This is a genomic window from Pseudomonas sp. R5-89-07, from assembly GCF_003851685.1.
In the GTDB taxonomy this organism is placed as follows: Bacteria; Pseudomonadota; Gammaproteobacteria; order Pseudomonadales; family Pseudomonadaceae; genus Aquipseudomonas.
The window spans coordinates 5,742,559-5,757,425 of sequence record NZ_CP027727.1; the positions used below are offsets into that span (position 1 = coordinate 5,742,559).

The following is a 14,867-nucleotide window of genomic DNA, read 5'->3' on the forward strand; positions in this document are numbered from 1 at the left end:
CGCCGCTAGGGCATGTTGACAGTATCGTTTGCGTTGCGTTGCAACGTACGAAAATTCTTATGGATATAACAGAAAACCACGCCACTGCTCGGCCACTCACGCTGGCATAATCCGTCGCACTTTCGGCGGAGAACACCCATGTCGCGTTACCTTTTCCTAGTGCTTGGCCTGGCGATTTTCAGCGCCGATGCGAGCGAGCAATCGCTGCCAAAAACCGTTGCCCAGGACCAGCATGATCTCGCCTACAGCCTGGGCGCCAGCCTCGGTGAGCGACTACGCCAGGAAGTCCCCGACCTGCAGATCCAAGCCCTGATCGACGGACTCAAACAAGCCTACCAAGGCAAACCATTGGCACTCGATAACACACGCATCGAACAGATTCTTGCACAGCATGAAACACAGAATGCCAACGACACCCAAGCGCCCCAGAGCGAAAAAGCACTCGCTGCCGAACAGCAATTTTTGTCGAAGGAAAAAGCTGCAAAGGATGTGCGCGAATTGGCGGACGGCATCCTGCTCACCGAGTTGACGCCGGGCACTGGAAACAAGCCGGTAGCCAGTGATGAGGTGCAGGTGAAATATGTGGGTCGATTACCCGATGGGACCGTCTTCGATAAAAGCGCGCAGCCGCAATGGTTTCGCCTGGACAGCGTAATCAGTGGCTGGAGCAGTGCACTGCAACAGATGCCGGTAGGCGCGAAATGGCGCCTGGTCATTCCCTCGGCCCAAGCCTATGGCGCTGACGGCGCAGGCGAACTGATTCCACCCTACACCCCGCTGGTCTTCGAAATCGAATTGCTCGGGACTCGCCACTAACCCATAAAAAACGGTGCGACATGCGCACCGTTTTTGGTTGAATCTCAACGCTTCATGCCGGTGTAGCAGGCTCTTCTTTGTGAGCGTTGTGCAGCACTTCAATCAAGCAATCTTCCAATTCGAAGCGCTCATGCAACAGTGCGCCCAATTCTTTGAATTTTTCAGCAACACACTTACCCGCATCGCACAGGTCAGTGAACGCCAGCAGCTTTTCGGTGATGACATCGATGCGCGGGTAAAGGGTCTCCGCCAAGTCCAGACCACGCTGGTCGTCGAAAGCCTCCGCCTCCTTGGTCAGTTGCTCGTAGACGCCGAAATGACCTGCAGACACATAGTCCACCAGCACCGCGCAGAAATCTTGCAGCGGCTCGCGCTTCTCGGCCAGCGCCTCGGGCTTGGCACCGAGCGCATCAAAGGCACGAACCAGTTCGTGACGTGCTTTCAACCAGCTGTCGATCAGCTTGTGCACCCCACCCCAGCGTTCCTGAGCATTCTGACAACTTTCCAGCATGATGATCTCTCTTCCCTATAGGGGACGCTGCTGCCGTGTGCCCGTGCAACACTTCAAGATTAAAGCGGCAGCCGGACAAGGCCACGTCTGACAAGCGGTTTCGATAACGCGTGCGGGCCAGATTATGCCCGCATCACTATGGCTTCAAGGTACGCAGGAGAGAAAGTTCATACAAGCGTTTAATCCCGCCCCACAACATGAACCGTATTTTCGTTGCTTTGCGATAGATAACGCCGACGGAGCAACAACCGAGAAAGCGGCGCACTGCCCAGAATCAGCATCGCCACGAAAAACAACAGACTCCACTCCGGAAGGCTGAGATCGAACAGCGTCCAATTGATCTCGACGCAATCGACAGTACCTTTGAAGACTGACCGAGCAGCCTGCCAAAACGACAGGTTTTCAATCATGTAATCAAGCGTTGGCCAGCAGTTCGGCAACTGGTCTGATGGAGTGTTCTGCAGCAGCACGTGGCGCCCGGCCGTGACGGCGCCAAACAACGCACACCCCATGCTCGCCAGCCAATACAAGCACACGCCGGAACGGCCGGGGTTATGAAGGGCGGCAACCAGGTTGATCAGTACAAAGACGGCGAGAAACAACCGTTGTACCTGGCACAGAAAGCATGGCTGTAACAGTGCGCCATATTCCAGATAGAAAGACACGCCCAACGTCAGCGCACCGGCCATGAACGCCAGGAAAAACAAGGAGCGTAAGGGGGCCAAAGACATTGTTTATCCGCACCGCAAGAGATAGGTCGCTACGGTAGAGGAAAGGCCCGACCCCTTTCAATACGCCTTGGAGCAGACAATTCCGCGAAAACACAGGGAGATCCCGCCAGCACACCGAAGAAACCGCCCTTCAAGACGTAAGAATTGATTACGGGACCACTTAAGCCGAGTGATTACATAGGGTTGAAAGATTGGCTTAGAGATCCGTCTGAGCCAACCCGTTCGCCCTTTCCTACTTCAAGCTTGCGCGGGTGCCGGCAGCGGTGAGGCCAACAGGCGATTATCGAGTAGCCCCAAGCCTTCCTGGAAAAGCTGGTTGCTGCGCTCGGTATCACCCAATTGGGCCAGCAAACGGGCCAGTTCGGCACAGGCTTCGGGGTTGCGCTGCACCTGCAGGCTGCTTTCCAGATAATCCCGAGCCTTACCCCAGAGGCTGTTTTGCAGGCAGAGACGGCCCAGCGTCAGCAACAGGCTGGCATCGCCTGGATGATCCTTAAGCCAGCCCTCGGCAAACTTCAACTGACGTGCCGGGTCGCTGCCGCGCAGCAGGCCATAGAGCCGAATAAGATGGCTGTCATAACTGCGCTTGATCGCACCGCGCAGTGCTTCCTCGGCTTTGGCGTCAGCGCCCAGTCGACGCAATTGTTCAGCGTAAGCCAACACCAGTTGAGGCTCCTGGCGCTGGGCTGAAGTCAGTTGCTCCCATGCGCGCTCAAGGGACCGCAAGCCGGCCTCGCCCTGCTCTTCGCGTTGCGCAGCCAGGCTGAGGTTTTCACCCCAGGCCCGGCGCTCCAGCTCAGCCAGTTCACTGGCCGGCAGCACCTTGTCCTTGCGCAATTCAGGCAACAGGCGAATCACCGACGACCAGTCGCCACGTTGCTGGTGCAGGCGCTGCAGCTGCCGCAGGACCTGGGCGTTATGAGGATGGCGCTCATGCATGGCCTGCAGGGTGACCAGCGCGCCATCGGTATCGCCACGATCCATCTGCAATTGCGCATGGCTCAGGGCGACGGCCAGCTCCGCCTGGGGCTGGCGGACCAGAGCACGTTCCAGCAAAGCATCGGATTCTTCATAACGTCCCAGCTCGTTGGCCGCGCGTGCCGCGCCAAGGTAGTACAGCAGTGGTTGGCGCTCTGCTTCAGCAGCGCGGTGCAAGTGGCGCTCGGCACTGGCCCAGCGACCTTCGGCAAGGTCCATCTGGCCTTGCTCGATTGCAATTTGCACACGTCGGCTGCGATTGCGCCGCGACCAGGGATTGACCACGCCGCCGGAGGCAGTGACCAGGCTCAGCAGGACGCGGATCAGGTAGATCGCAAGGCCGATGGCAAACACGGCCACCAATGTGGCCCACAAGCTCGACTCGTAATGCAGCAGATGAGGGTAGGTAATCAGCACGTAGCCGGTGTGTTTCGAAATGCCAACGGCGAGTGCCAGGGCAATCGCAATTGCCAGCACCAGGATCACATAGAAACGCTTCATCGGCTCTACTCCGGGGTCGCAGGCTTGGCAGCCGAAGCCTTGGCTTCGTCGGCAGACAGGTGACGACGCTCAAGGTAGGCCTGCACAGCCGCCAGACTCGCGGCCAGGTCAGGTGTCACCACCGACACGGCTTTGGGCTCAAGCTCGGCGATCCGCGCCAGCATCGCCTTGCTCTGTGGGTTGTCCGGGTTGAAGTTATCCTGCAACACGCTGCGCGCTTCACCCAGCGAACGGCTATACACCGCCGATTCGCCGTTGAGCGCCGCCCACTGTGCTTGCTCCAGCGCCAGGCTCAAGGCCAGACGCACCTGATTCAACCCTTGGCCCGCCAACAGGGGACGAATGTTGTCATCGGGGTTGAAATCGATACGGAAATAACGCGATACCTGCTCCCACCACTGACTCAACTGGTTCCCAGTGTCGCTGGTAGGGCGCCCTTGGGAAGCAGGCTCCGTGAGTTGATACTCCGGGGCGATCGCCGCCAGTTGCACAACCTGGTCGCGCAACGCTGCCAACTGCAGGTATAACCCGGTGCGGTCCGGCTGTTCGGTACTGCGCAACGCCGCCAGGCTCTTGGCCAGTTGTTCGCGGGCGGCGAACGCACCTGGGTCGCTTTGCTCACGCAGAATCTCATCGGCACCCTGCACGAGCGACTGGGCACTGTTGATGTCCTGCAAGGCCGACAAGCGCAAGCTGGCCAGACGAATCAGATGCTCGGCCTCAGCCAGGCGCCAATCCTTGCGGCTGGCGCCCAGTACGGTTTCCAGTCGCTGGTTCAGGCGCTGCTGATCGCCCTGCAACTGGGCGACCAGGCGTCGGCGTTCTTCCAGCTCATCCGCGCCGGGCAGCTGCGCAAGGCGGGCGGCCAGCTGTTGCTGGCTCTGCTTGAGGCTCTGGGACTGGTCATCCAGGGTCTGCACCTGGCCCAGTTGCTGCTGGCTGCTGGCTTGCAGGGCCCGGACCTGCCAGATCCCCCAGCCACCGGCGGCAACGCCCGCAGCACCCAGCAGCAAAGCGACGACGGCCAGGCCATTGCCACGGCGTGGCGCGGCAACTGGCGTTCCGACCGGCGCATCGAGCGCGGGCTGAGCTTCATCTTTAGGCAAGGCTGTTTCGCTCACGTATCCGTCCTTTGCGTATCAGAGAGTGGGAACGGGATTACTCCCTAACGCCACTAACAAAGCCGCGGCACTCGCGCCGCGACAATCCACCACTTTTTCTGCGCCAGCGGCCCGCGCCATTTCATAGACGCGCGGACTGGGCACGAACAACGGCAGCTGTGCCACCTCAGGCCAATCGGAGCCGGCCAAGGCCTGCAAGTGTAGAAAACCTTGCCCACTGCTGACCACCAGGCCGTTCAAGCGTTCCAACTCGATGCGCTGGGCCAGTGCGCCCGTGTCATGGGCCGGCAGCAAACGGCGATACAACTCCACATAGTCGACACTAACACCAAGCTCGCGCAAACGCTGCGCAAGCAACCCCCGCCCCCCCTCGCCGCGCACGATCAGCACCCTGGCGCCAGGCCGTGCGACAGCCTCGCGCAATGCCGGTAACTCAAGCAATGCCTCGCTGTCGTCACCCGCTGGCGGATAGTGCACGTCCAGGCCATGATCGGCCAGTATCTGTGCCGTAGCTGCGCCGACACTGAACCACGGCATTCGCGGCCAGGGTGCGATCAATCGTTGCAAGGCAAGACGCGCCGCCGGCTTGCTCACCACGATCACCGCGCAATAGCGCTGCAGCGCCGCAAAGATTGCCTGTTGTTCAGGCGTGACCGGTAACGTTTCAATCTCCAGCAAGGGCAACGTGCTGCTGAAAACACCAGCCTCGGCCAATGTCGCCGCCAAGGCTGTCGACTCATCGGCAGGCCGTGTCAGCAGCAATCGCCAGTGGCTCACTGCGGGCCGGCCTCGCCGTAGACCTTTTGCAGAATGGCGCCGGCGCCCTTGTCCAACAGCTCCTCGGCAACCTGAATGCCCAAGGCCGTGGCCTCGCTTTGTGGACCGCGCACTTGGGCGGTCAGCAACGTGCCGCCGTCCGGGTCTCCTACCAGGCCACGCAGCCACAGGTTCTCACCCTCAAGCACGGCATAGCAGGCGATCGGTACCTGGCAGCCACCATTGAGGTGTTTGTTCAGGGCGCGCTCGGCCGTGACGCGAACTTCGGTGTCGGCGTGATCAAGCGGTTTGAGCAGGGCGTGAATTTCGCTGTCGGCGGTACGGCATTCAATCCCGACCGCGCCCTGCCCTCCAGCGGGCAAGCTGTCCTCGACACTGATTGCACTGGTGATGCGATCTTCGAAGCCCAGTCGGATCAGGCCAGCAGCGGCCAGGATGATCGCGTCGTACTCGCCCGCATCCAACTTGGCCAGGCGCGTGTTGACGTTGCCGCGCAGGAAGCGGATCTGCAGGTCGGGACGACGGGTGAGCAATTGGGCCTGGCGACGCAGGCTGGAAGTTCCCACGATGCTGCCCAGGGGCAAGTCATCCAGGGACGCATAGGTGTTGGAAACGAAGGCATCGCGTGGGTCTTCGCGCTCGCAGATGCAAAAAAGGCCCAGACCTTCAGGGAAATCCATGGGCACGTCTTTCATCGAATGCACGGCGATGTCGGCTTCATTTTCCAGCAGCGCGGTTTCCAGCTCCTTGACGAACAGCCCCTTGCCACCGATTTTCGACAGTGGGGAGTCCAGCAATTTGTCGCCGCGACTGACCATGGGCACCAGGGTCACCCGGAGGCCAGGATGGGCCTGTTCAAGACGTGCCTTGACGTACTCGGCCTGCCATAAGGCCAGGGCACTTTTACGGGTGGCGATGCGGATTTCGCGAGAAGACATGGATCAATCCGTACTGAATAGATACGGCAGATAATAACAGCTCAGGCAAATACGCTTTGATTTGTATCAGCAAGTGCGGGGCCTCCCTGGCCGCGTCGCACCGGGAAAAGGACTGCAGGACTCGCGACAGCCCTGGGCTAAAGCTGTTGCATCATCTTGCGCACGCCGGCGACATGGCGCCGACTGACGATCAAGGCATCGCCATTGAGCCCCTTCAGGAAGAGCTGAAAGTGCCCCAGGGGCGTGCGTTGCAGCCGCTCGATACGCTCGCGGGCCACCAGCGCATTGCGATGAATACGCACGAAACGGTCGCCGAATTCGTCTTCAAGGGCCTTCAGCGGTTCATCGAGCAGCACTTCCCCCGCCTCGTGCCGCAAGGTCACGTATTTATGGTCGGCGATAAAATAGACCACCTGGCCGAGGGGGATCAGCTCGATGCCCTTGCGGGTCCGTGCACTGATATGACTGCGGGGGCCATTACCGCTCTGGGCGGCAGGCTGGGTCAAGGCAGCAAGCTGAACGCGACTGGGGCGCTCGGCCTTCTTCAAGGCCTTGAGCAACGCTTCGCCAGCCACTGGCTTGACAAGAAAACTGACACCGCTGTCTTCCAGCGTCTGCGCAGAAAACTCTTCCTGGGCCGCGCATAACACCACGGCAGGTGGCGACTCGCGCTCACTCAGGCGGGCGGCAACTTGCAGGCCATCGAGGCCCGGCATACGGATATCGAGCAACACCACATCCGGCTTGAGGCTGTCGATCAACGTCAACGCCTCCTCGCCGCTGGTGGCGCTCGGCTCAAGGACTGTATAACCCTCGAGTTCACTGACCAGACGGCTCAGTCGCTCGCGGGCTTGGGGTTCGTCATCAACGATCAGGACATTCATATTGCGCTGGATTCCTGCGTGAGTCTCGCACAAGGATAGCGTAGACAGGTGCGGTGACTTGCGTCACAGCGATCCACGCTAAGACTAGCGCGAGCGGCAAAAAGTGCCCTGGGAGCGGCACCCAAATTTACCCGGACCTGTTCAATAGCGCCCAAGACCCGCTGCCTTTGCGCATCGTCGTAGGGTTTGCTGATACACAATCCGAATACCCCCCTTTTTTAATGGTTAGTCAGGGCTCTGACCGCATGACCCGACTTTGGTGCATTCACACACTGTCAGTCCAACTGTAGACGCTCGCTGAGACGATATTGCTCAATCGTCAAATATCGTTTCAATAAGTACCTGCTCCCAGTCTCGTCCTGGATGCGGTCGACGGCAAGGCACTTAGCCATCCTTTGCGCAAAAAAATTGCCCTCCACCCACAGCATCGCGTCCGCGGACAACCCTGTTATTATCGGCGGCACACCTCCACGCCTCTTTTAAGCAGATCACGAGCGAATCCATGAGCACCGACAAGACCAACCAGTCCTGGGGCGGCCGCTTCAGTGAACCCGTCGACGCCTTCGTCGCGCGCTTCACCGCCTCCGTCACCTTCGACCAGCGCCTGTACCGCCACGACATCATGGGCTCCATCGCCCATGCCACGATGCTGGCCAAGGTCGGCGTACTGACCGACGCCGAGCGCGACAGCATCATCGATGGCCTGACCACCATCCGTGGCGAGATCGAAGCCGGTACGTTCGACTGGCGCGTCGACCTGGAAGACGTGCACATGAACATCGAGGCGCGCCTCACTGATCGCATCGGCGTGACCGGCAAGAAGCTGCATACCGGTCGCAGCCGTAACGACCAGGTGGCCACCGATATTCGCCTGTGGCTACGCGATGAAATCGATCTGATCCTGGCTGAAATCACCCGCTTGCAAAAAGGTCTGCTGGAGCAGGCCGAGCGCGAGTCGGACACCATCATGCCCGGCTTCACTCACCTGCAGACCGCTCAACCGGTAACTTTCGGCCACCACCTGCTGGCCTGGTTCGAAATGCTCAGCCGCGATTACGAACGCCTGGTGGATTGCCGCAAGCGCGCCAACCGCATGCCGTTGGGCAGCGCCGCGCTGGCGGGCACCACGTACCCGATCGACCGCGAGTACACCGCGCAACTGCTGGGTTTCGACGCCGTCGGCGGCAACTCCCTGGACGGCGTGTCGGACCGTGACTTCGCCATCGAATTCTGCGCCGCCGGGAGCATTGCGATGATGCACCTGTCGCGCTTCTCCGAAGAGCTGGTGCTGTGGACCAGCGCGCAGTTTCAGTTCATCGACCTGCCGGACCGTTTCTGCACCGGCAGCTCGATCATGCCGCAAAAGAAAAACCCCGACGTGCCAGAGCTGGTGCGTGGCAAGAGCGGCCGCGTATTTGGCGCACTGATGGGCCTGCTGACCCTGATGAAAGGCCAGCCGCTGGCCTACAACAAGGACAACCAGGAAGACAAGGAACCGCTGTTCGACGCCGCCGACACCCTGCGCGACTCACTGCGTGCGTTTGCCGACATGATCCCGGCGATCAAGCCCAAGCACGCAATCATGCGCGAAGCAGCCTTGCGTGGTTTCTCCACCGCGACCGACCTGGCCGACTACCTGGTGCGTCGTGGCCTGCCATTCCGTGACTGCCATGAAATCGTTGGCCATGCCGTGAAATACGGCGTGGACACCGGCAAGGATCTGGCTGAAATGAGCCTGGAAGAACTGCGCCAGTTCAGCGACCAGATCGAGCAGGACGTGTTCGCCGTGCTGACACTGGAAGGCTCGGTGAATGCCCGTAACCATGTCGGCGGCACTGCGCCGGCGCAGGTCAAGGCAGCGGTGGTACGCGGCCAGGCGCTGTTGGCCAGCCGCTGAATAAAATGTGGGAGGGGGCTTGCCCCCGATGGCAGGTGTCAGGCAACACATGTGCTGGCTGACTCACCGCTATCGGGGGCAAGCCCCCTCTCACATTTGATCACTTTTTGGCTGCAATCATCGCCATAAAACCCGGCATGGCCGCCAGCCTGTCCGCCTCGACCTTTTGCGCATTGGGCATTGCATTCAAACGCTCCAGCAACACCTTCGCCTTAGGCAACTCAGCCAACAGGTCCAGCCCAAACAGCTTCTCGCCCACACCCACGGCCAGGTTCAAGCTGTACATGAAATACAGATCGGCAATCGTGAAGCTTTCTCCCGCCACATAAGGCGCAAATTTGCCATGCCGGCCTAACGTACCAATACCAAGCAACAATTCAGCGCGGGATTTCTCCTTGATCGCCTCGGGCACTGTCATGCCAAAAAAGGCTTCGGCGAAGCACGCTCGCGCGGGCAATTCGATGTACAGCTCGATTTCGCGGCACAACGCCAGCACCTGCGCGCGTTGAAACGGGTCGGCCGGAAGCAGCGCAGGCCCCTCCTGAGTCTGCTCGATGTATTCGAGGATCACGCTGGTTTCGTTGATGAAGCCTTGCTTGACGCCGAGCACTGGCACTTTGCCTCGTGGGCTCACCGCCAAGGTTTCAGGCGTCTGCCCCGCATAAAAAGGTACCTCTTCGAAAGGCAATCCTTTTTCCATCAGCGCCAGCTTGACCATGTTGTAGTAGTTGCTGACAGCAAAACCGTAGAGCTTGAGCATTGCGAGTGCCTCCAGGCCGGGTGTGGGGTTGGCTGCAAGCGTTATAGACGCTGGGGCGCAGCCTGACCAGCAGCATCACCCACCTGAATGGAGTTAGACTGGCGCCCTTTCCTTGAGGAGCCTGCCATGAGCGAGCCGACCGATATCGACAACGACGAAGAAGAATTCACCGAAAACACGCTGATCGAAGCGATTGAAAACCAGATCGAAAGCGACAACCCGCCAGCGGCCAAGGCCACGTTCAACAAACTGACGCTGGTCGGTTATGAGCGAGAAGAGATTTTGAATCTTATGGCCCATGTATTGGCCTTTGAGATCGATGCCATGCTGGACGAAGACCGCGCTTTTGATACCCAATGGTATGAAACCGCGCTGCGAGCACTGCCTGAGCTGCCGCCGGAAAAAGAATAACCCTCGGGCGCGCAGCAACACGCTGGACAGTTCGGCAAAGTACGTTCACCTTATGGCCTGCTAGCCTCTAATAAATTTAGAAAGTCTGGAGTCCTTATGTCGTATACCCCTGAGTTGGTTGCCGAACTGGAAATCCTTGTACTCTTCCCCCTGGACAGCACCAAGGAGGGTCTGAAAGTCCATCAGACCGCTGCTCCCACTGCCATCGCCGCCGCCAAGCGCCTCCACGCCAAAGGCCTTATCGACCAGCCGGACGGAGGCTACCTGACCAGCCTTGGCCGGGACGCCGCCGAGCAAGCCCAAACCTTGCTGACTATCTTGACCACCGCGTCGACCAAAGAAGCCGCCTGATACCTGATCCCGCCCATGGAGTCCGCCCCTCTGCGGATTCCGAGGGCATTGCTGTGCAATTCACAAAATTCCAGCGCCAACGACCATTCTCGCTAAACCTCCTACGCTACTGCCTGTAAACTCCTACACGGCCGCCCACGTCGGGCCCTGCGAGCCACCGAATTCGACATGACCCGCACACATGAAATCCGCCCCGACCTGGACGAAGGCATCGACCGTAAGGTGCTGACCCAGTTGCGCGCGCGTTTCATGGCCCTCAATGAAGGCCGCATGGCCCGGGCCGTCGAAGGATTGACCCCGCGCCAACAAAGCGTGCTGACCTTGTTGCCGCTGTTTTTCCACGTGAATCACCCGCTGCTGCCAGGCTATGTCTCCAGCACCACACCGGCCGGGCTGTCGAATTTCGAACCCGACACCCAGGCCCTGGCCGAAGCCCAGCGCCTGACACGTTCGTTTTCCTACAAGCCGCGCCACGGCAACCCGCCCCGCCCGATCCACGGCCTGTTCCTGATGGGCAGCCTGGGTACATTGGCCCAGGCGGATCAAAGCGATATGGACGTGTGGGTGTGCCACGCTCCCGACCTGAATGAAAACGAGCTGGCCGAGCTGCGCAAGAAGTGCCAACTGCTGGAAGCCTGGGCCCAGACGATGGGAGCCGAGGCACATTTCTTCCTGATCGAACCGACGCGCTTTGTGCTCGGTGACCGGGACACGCAGCTGAGCTCCGACGATTGCGGTACCACTCAGCACTATTTATTGCTGGATGAGTTCTACCGCACCGCTATCTGGCTGGCCGGGCGCACGCCGATCTGGTGGCTGGTGCCGGTGTATGAAGAAAGCCGCTACGCCGAGTTCACTCACACGCTGATCTCCAAACGCTTCATTCGCGCCGACGAGACCCTTGATCTCGGCCATCTGGCGCGCATTCCCCCTGGGGAGTTCATCGGTGCCGGCCTGTGGCAGCTGTTCAAGGGCATCGAGTCGCCCTATAAATCGGTGCTCAAGCTGCTGCTGACCGAGGTCTACGCCAGCGAGCACCCCAACGTGCATTGCCTGAGCCTGCGCTTCAAGCGCGCGGTGTTTGCCAACCAGATGGATCTGGACGAGCTGGACCCTTACATCGTGGTCTACCGCCGTATCGAGGAATACCTCAAGGCCCGCAATGAACCCGAGCGCCTGGAACTGGTAAGGCGCAGCCTGTACCTGAAGGTCAACCGCAAGCTCAGCGCCGGCCAGCGTACCGCCAGCTGGCAACGCCTGCTGCTGGAACGCCTGGCCCAGGAGTGGGGTTGGGACCAGCGCCAACTCGCCCTGCTGGACAGTCGCAGCCAGTGGAAGGTGCGTCAGGTCGCCTCTGAGCGGCGTGCCCTGGTCAATGAGCTGAACTACAGCTATCGCTTCCTCACCCAGTTCGCCCGCACGGAACAGACTGTCAGCCTGATCAACAAGCGCGACCTGAATGTGCTGGGCCGTCGCTTGTACGCGGCCTTTGAACGCAAGGCCGGCAAGGTCGAGTTCATTAACCCGGGGATTGCCCCGGACTTGGCCGAAGACACCCTGACCCTGGTGCACTCACCTAACCGCAAGGAACCGGGCCAGCATCATTGGGGGCTATATAACGGCAACCTCACGGCGTTGGAATGGGAACACTTCGCACCGATCAAACGCAGCCGCGACCTGCTGGAAATGCTCACCTGGTGCCACCGCAACGGTGTGATCGACAGCAGCACGCGCCTGGCGCTGCACCCCGGCGCCAGCGACATGACCGAGTTCGAGCTGTTCAACCTGCTGGGCAGCCTGCAGCAAACCATCACCCTGCCCATGGCCAGTGTTGATGAAGTTCGGTTGTTGCGTTCGGCGGTGCCGGAAGACGTGCTGTTGCTGGTCAACGTCGGCGTGGATCCACTCAAGCATCACCGCGACCTGAATATCCTGATGACCACCGAACGCACCGATTCCCTGAGTTACGCCGGTGTACGCGAAAACCTGGTGCTGACCCTGGACCAGGTCACGCTCAATAGCTGGAACGAGGTGCTGGTCAGCCGCTACGACGGGCCCCATGCGCTGCTCGACTGCCTGCGCGACTACCTCAACCAACTGCCGCCGGATCATTTGCCTCGGCTGCGGGTGCGCTGCTTCTGTCACAACCGAGCGCAGTTCATTGCCCAGCGCGTGGAAGAGGTATTCGACACCGCGCAGAATCTGCTGCTCGGCCAAAGCAACTACCGCTACCTGCTCCAGGTGCAGCAGCACTATCACGTCATGGAACTGACCCCCGGCCAGGCCACCCACGTGGCGCTGCCGACCCAGGACGCATTGGTCGCCTACCTCAGCGAAGAGCTGGCGAGCTACAGCCCGTTGCACCTGGATGCCATGGCGCTGGAAGACCATGACCTGGCGCTTTTGCTGCCCATGGGCCTGGCCGATTGCGTACAAGTGTTCTATCGCGTCAACGAAGGCTTCGCCGAGCTGTATGTGCTCGACGAATTCAATGCGCTCTGGCAGCAACGCTTGCCGTTCCATGATGAACAAAGCCTGTTGGCACCGCTGCAGCGCTTCCTGCTGTCGATCATCTATCGACGCGAAGCGCTATCCCCTCTGGACACACACCAGCCGTTGGGCGAAGTACAAACCCTGTATTACCAGCTGTTGCCATCGGGCAGCACCCGCGCGCGCGTTGTCGAGCCAAGGCCGGCTCCGCAAAACCCAGCCAACAAGCCGTTTTATGACGTGCAGGCGATTATCGGCAAGGCGGCGCCTGGCAAGGTGAGTGTCACGCTGTACTGCAATCAGCGGGAGTTTTCCGAACTGGAGTTTGGCGACCAGCTGTTCGCGGTGGTCGCCCGGGAAATCGTCGGGCAACGCCGGGAACCCGAGCGTTACCGTTGCTACATTACCGACCTGGATCTGTCGGGCCTGCTGGGCGACGTGCAAAGCCCGAGCAATCTGTACCTGCGCTACAAGGCCGAGCTGGAGCTCGCGCTCAATGCAGCGCTGAGCCAGATTTAAAGAGAGAAGGGACCGCCGTCTTTGGGCTGGCCTTCGACACTCAGCAGCTCGAGCTTGAGGGTCTTGCCGCCCGGTGCAGGCCAGTCGATATGCTGGCCCACTTGCAGGCCCAGTAAAGCGCTGCCTACCGGCGCCAAAATCGAGATTTTGCCTTCGTCGGCATTCGCGTCCTTCGGGTAAACCAGGGTCAGGTGATAGTCCTTGCCACTGCCTTGTTCACGGCAATGCACGCTGGAGTTCATGGTCACGACAGTTGCAGGCACTTCATCGTGACCAACCACGTCTTCGGCGCGGTCGAGTTCGGCCTGCAACGCTTCGACACCGGGAAACTCGTCGCCCAAGCGGTCGATCAGTTGCTCCAGACGCTGCACGTCAAGACGGGTAAGAATGATGGACGGTGCGGTGGTCATGATTCAGGCAGACTCCTTTTTTCTGCACAAAAAAGCAAAACCCCGCCAGGAAAAGGCGGGGTTCTCGCGGACCTCGATGAGTTGAGGTGTATCCGGACACTAACACAGCGTCACAAATAAACAAGACGGCGTCAGGTTTGGGCCTTGCGCTGCGCCGCTTGTGCACAGATCACCCGACGCCGGGCATCGTCGGCGGAGCGCCACTCACGGATGTCTTCCACGTGGCGGAAGCAGCCGAGGCAGACTTTCTGCTCGTCCAGGCGACACAAGCTGATACAAGGTGACGGCACTGCCGGGCTGACATTGCTGAACAGTGGCTTGGGCGGGCGTACGGGTGCAGGCTCACTCACGATCAGATCTCGTCGAAATCCAGGTCGGCACCGGTATATTCGTGGACCAGGCGCGCGAGCATTTCTCCCAACAGTTCTTCGCTCTTGTCGCACTGCCATTTGCCGCTTTCTTCGTCGTAGTCGAAGTGAACGCCACCGGAGCGCGCCGCCAACCAGAGCTGACGCAGCGGCTCCTGGCGACTGAAGATCAATTGCTGGCCACTCTCGAACTTGACAGTCAGCACGCCGGCCGAGTTTTCCAGGTCCACGTCCAGGTCGCTGTCGTCGAAAATATCTTCCAGCTTCTCCTGGGTGGCATCCACCAGGTCGTGAAAACGGGCTTCGGTCAAACTCATTGTGGCAACCTCGAAAGTGTCTGGTTCTGCTCAAGCGCCGCACGATACGGACGCGCCCCGCCGATTGCAAAGGATACCGATTTCATC

At 60.1% G+C, this 14,867-nt stretch carries 16 protein-coding genes and 1 pseudogene; 5 read left to right on the plus strand and 12 right to left on the minus strand.

Annotated features, from left to right (window positions below; genetic code table 11):
* The first annotated feature begins 138 nt into the window (after nucleotides 1–138).
* Nucleotides 139–816 (plus strand): FKBP-type peptidyl-prolyl cis-trans isomerase, encoded by a 678-nt coding sequence (locus C4J94_RS26385; RefSeq protein ID WP_124388716.1) that lies wholly within the window; start codon nucleotides 139–141, stop codon nucleotides 814–816.
* Nucleotides 817–868: 52 nt separating this feature from the next.
* Here the strand turns inward: C4J94_RS26385 and rsd are convergent, their stop codons facing one another.
* The 8 genes and pseudogenes from rsd to C4J94_RS28215 all read right to left on the minus strand — a co-directional run.
* Complete coding sequence (gene rsd / locus C4J94_RS26390; RefSeq protein ID WP_124388717.1) at nucleotides 869–1,327, minus strand: sigma D regulator; 459 nt, start codon at nucleotides 1,325–1,327, stop codon at nucleotides 869–871.
* A 179-nt stretch (nucleotides 1,328–1,506) separates the two neighbouring features.
* Nucleotides 1,507–2,058, minus strand: coding sequence for a disulfide bond formation protein B (locus tag C4J94_RS26395; RefSeq protein WP_124388718.1), 552 nt, complete (start codon nucleotides 2,056–2,058; stop codon nucleotides 1,507–1,509).
* Nucleotides 2,059–2,295: 237 nt separating this feature from the next.
* Nucleotides 2,296–3,537 (minus strand): heme biosynthesis protein HemY, encoded by a 1,242-nt coding sequence (locus C4J94_RS26400; protein WP_124388719.1) that lies wholly within the window; start codon nucleotides 3,535–3,537, stop codon nucleotides 2,296–2,298.
* A 5-nt stretch (nucleotides 3,538–3,542) separates the two neighbouring features.
* Nucleotides 3,543–4,658 (minus strand): uroporphyrinogen-III C-methyltransferase, encoded by a 1,116-nt coding sequence (locus C4J94_RS27950; protein WP_256657605.1) that lies wholly within the window; start codon nucleotides 4,656–4,658, stop codon nucleotides 3,543–3,545.
* Nucleotides 4,659–4,676: 18 nt separating this feature from the next.
* Nucleotides 4,677–5,435, minus strand: a complete 759-nt coding sequence (locus tag C4J94_RS27955) for a uroporphyrinogen-III synthase (RefSeq protein ID WP_256657606.1) — start codon at nucleotides 5,433–5,435, stop codon at nucleotides 4,677–4,679.
* Nucleotides 5,432–6,373 carry a hydroxymethylbilane synthase gene (hemC, locus tag C4J94_RS26410; RefSeq protein ID WP_124388720.1) on the minus strand — a complete coding sequence of 314 codons (942 nt, stop codon included), beginning with the start codon at nucleotides 6,371–6,373 and terminating at the stop codon, nucleotides 5,432–5,434. Before hemC ends, C4J94_RS27955 begins: the two co-directional genes overlap by 4 nt.
* 137 nt (nucleotides 6,374–6,510) lie before the next feature.
* The gene (locus C4J94_RS26415) at nucleotides 6,511–7,257 is read right to left on the minus strand and encodes a LytTR family DNA-binding domain-containing protein (RefSeq protein ID WP_124388721.1); all 747 of its coding nucleotides are present in this window, start codon (nucleotides 7,255–7,257) and stop codon (nucleotides 6,511–6,513) included.
* Nucleotides 7,254–7,370 (minus strand): annotated as a pseudogene (locus tag C4J94_RS28215) (sensor histidine kinase); the annotation flags it as partial. The pseudogene C4J94_RS28215 and the gene C4J94_RS26415, both read right to left, overlap by 4 nt.
* Nucleotides 7,371–7,759: 389 nt before the next feature.
* Between C4J94_RS28215 and argH the strand changes: the two are divergent.
* A complete protein-coding gene (argH, locus tag C4J94_RS26420) occupies nucleotides 7,760–9,154 on the plus strand; it encodes an argininosuccinate lyase (RefSeq protein WP_124388722.1) in 1,395 nt (464 codons plus the stop codon).
* 100 nt (nucleotides 9,155–9,254) lie between these two features.
* Here the strand turns inward: argH and C4J94_RS26425 are convergent, their stop codons facing one another.
* Entirely contained in the window at nucleotides 9,255–9,914 is a 660-nt protein-coding gene (locus C4J94_RS26425; protein ID WP_124388723.1) for a glutathione S-transferase family protein, read from the minus strand.
* Nucleotides 9,915–10,040: 126 nt separating this feature from the next.
* Here C4J94_RS26425 and C4J94_RS26430 point away from each other — a divergent pair, with 126 nt between their 5' ends.
* The 3 genes from C4J94_RS26430 (at nucleotide 10,041) to C4J94_RS26440 (ending at nucleotide 13,685) form a co-directional block, all read left to right on the plus strand.
* The gene (locus C4J94_RS26430) at nucleotides 10,041–10,325 is read left to right on the plus strand and encodes a hypothetical protein (protein WP_124388724.1); all 285 of its coding nucleotides are present in this window, start codon (nucleotides 10,041–10,043) and stop codon (nucleotides 10,323–10,325) included.
* A gap of 96 nt (nucleotides 10,326–10,421) precedes the next feature.
* Nucleotides 10,422–10,676 carry a TIGR02647 family protein gene (locus tag C4J94_RS26435; protein ID WP_003195403.1) on the plus strand — a complete coding sequence of 85 codons (255 nt, stop codon included), beginning with the start codon at nucleotides 10,422–10,424 and terminating at the stop codon, nucleotides 10,674–10,676.
* Nucleotides 10,677–10,844: 168 nt separating this feature from the next.
* Entirely contained in the window at nucleotides 10,845–13,685 is a 2,841-nt protein-coding gene (locus C4J94_RS26440; protein WP_124388725.1) for a class I adenylate cyclase, read from the plus strand.
* Here C4J94_RS26440 and rnk read toward each other — a convergent pair.
* From rnk to cyaY, 3 genes are all read right to left on the minus strand, one after another.
* Nucleotides 13,682–14,095, minus strand: a complete 414-nt coding sequence (gene rnk, locus C4J94_RS26445) for a nucleoside diphosphate kinase regulator (RefSeq protein WP_124388726.1) — start codon at nucleotides 14,093–14,095, stop codon at nucleotides 13,682–13,684. The two genes, C4J94_RS26440 and rnk, sit on opposite strands and share 4 nt — an antisense overlap.
* Before the next feature lie 131 nt (nucleotides 14,096–14,226).
* Entirely contained in the window at nucleotides 14,227–14,445 is a 219-nt protein-coding gene (locus C4J94_RS26450; protein WP_124388727.1) for a DUF1289 domain-containing protein, read from the minus strand.
* Between the two features lie 2 nt (nucleotides 14,446–14,447).
* Nucleotides 14,448–14,780 carry an iron donor protein CyaY gene (cyaY, locus tag C4J94_RS26455; protein WP_124388728.1) on the minus strand — a complete coding sequence of 111 codons (333 nt, stop codon included), beginning with the start codon at nucleotides 14,778–14,780 and terminating at the stop codon, nucleotides 14,448–14,450.
* Between the last annotated feature and the right edge of the window lie 87 nt (nucleotides 14,781–14,867).

Coding starts and splice junctions, on each gene's coding strand:
- C4J94_RS26430 (WP_124388724.1), top strand. CDS start 10,041: ATGAGCGAGCCGACCGATATCGACAACGACGAAGAAGAATTCACCGAA.
- C4J94_RS26415 (WP_124388721.1), bottom strand. CDS start 7,257: ATGAATGTCCTGATCGTTGATGACGAACCCCAAGCCCGCGAGCGACTG.
- C4J94_RS26435 (WP_003195403.1), top strand. CDS start 10,422: ATGTCGTATACCCCTGAGTTGGTTGCCGAACTGGAAATCCTTGTACTC.
- rsd (WP_124388717.1), bottom strand. CDS start 1,327: ATGCTGGAAAGTTGTCAGAATGCTCAGGAACGCTGGGGTGGGGTGCAC.
- C4J94_RS26385 (WP_124388716.1), top strand. CDS start 139: ATGTCGCGTTACCTTTTCCTAGTGCTTGGCCTGGCGATTTTCAGCGCC.
- rnk (WP_124388726.1), bottom strand. CDS start 14,095: ATGACCACCGCACCGTCCATCATTCTTACCCGTCTTGACGTGCAGCGT.
- C4J94_RS26425 (WP_124388723.1), bottom strand. CDS start 9,914: ATGCTCAAGCTCTACGGTTTTGCTGTCAGCAACTACTACAACATGGTC.
- C4J94_RS26395 (WP_124388718.1), bottom strand. CDS start 2,058: ATGTCTTTGGCCCCCTTACGCTCCTTGTTTTTCCTGGCGTTCATGGCC.
- cyaY (WP_124388728.1), bottom strand. CDS start 14,780: ATGAGTTTGACCGAAGCCCGTTTTCACGACCTGGTGGATGCCACCCAG.
- argH (WP_124388722.1), top strand. CDS start 7,760: ATGAGCACCGACAAGACCAACCAGTCCTGGGGCGGCCGCTTCAGTGAA.
- C4J94_RS26400 (WP_124388719.1), bottom strand. CDS start 3,537: ATGAAGCGTTTCTATGTGATCCTGGTGCTGGCAATTGCGATTGCCCTG.
- hemC (WP_124388720.1), bottom strand. CDS start 6,373: ATGTCTTCTCGCGAAATCCGCATCGCCACCCGTAAAAGTGCCCTGGCC.
- C4J94_RS26440 (WP_124388725.1), top strand. CDS start 10,845: ATGACCCGCACACATGAAATCCGCCCCGACCTGGACGAAGGCATCGAC.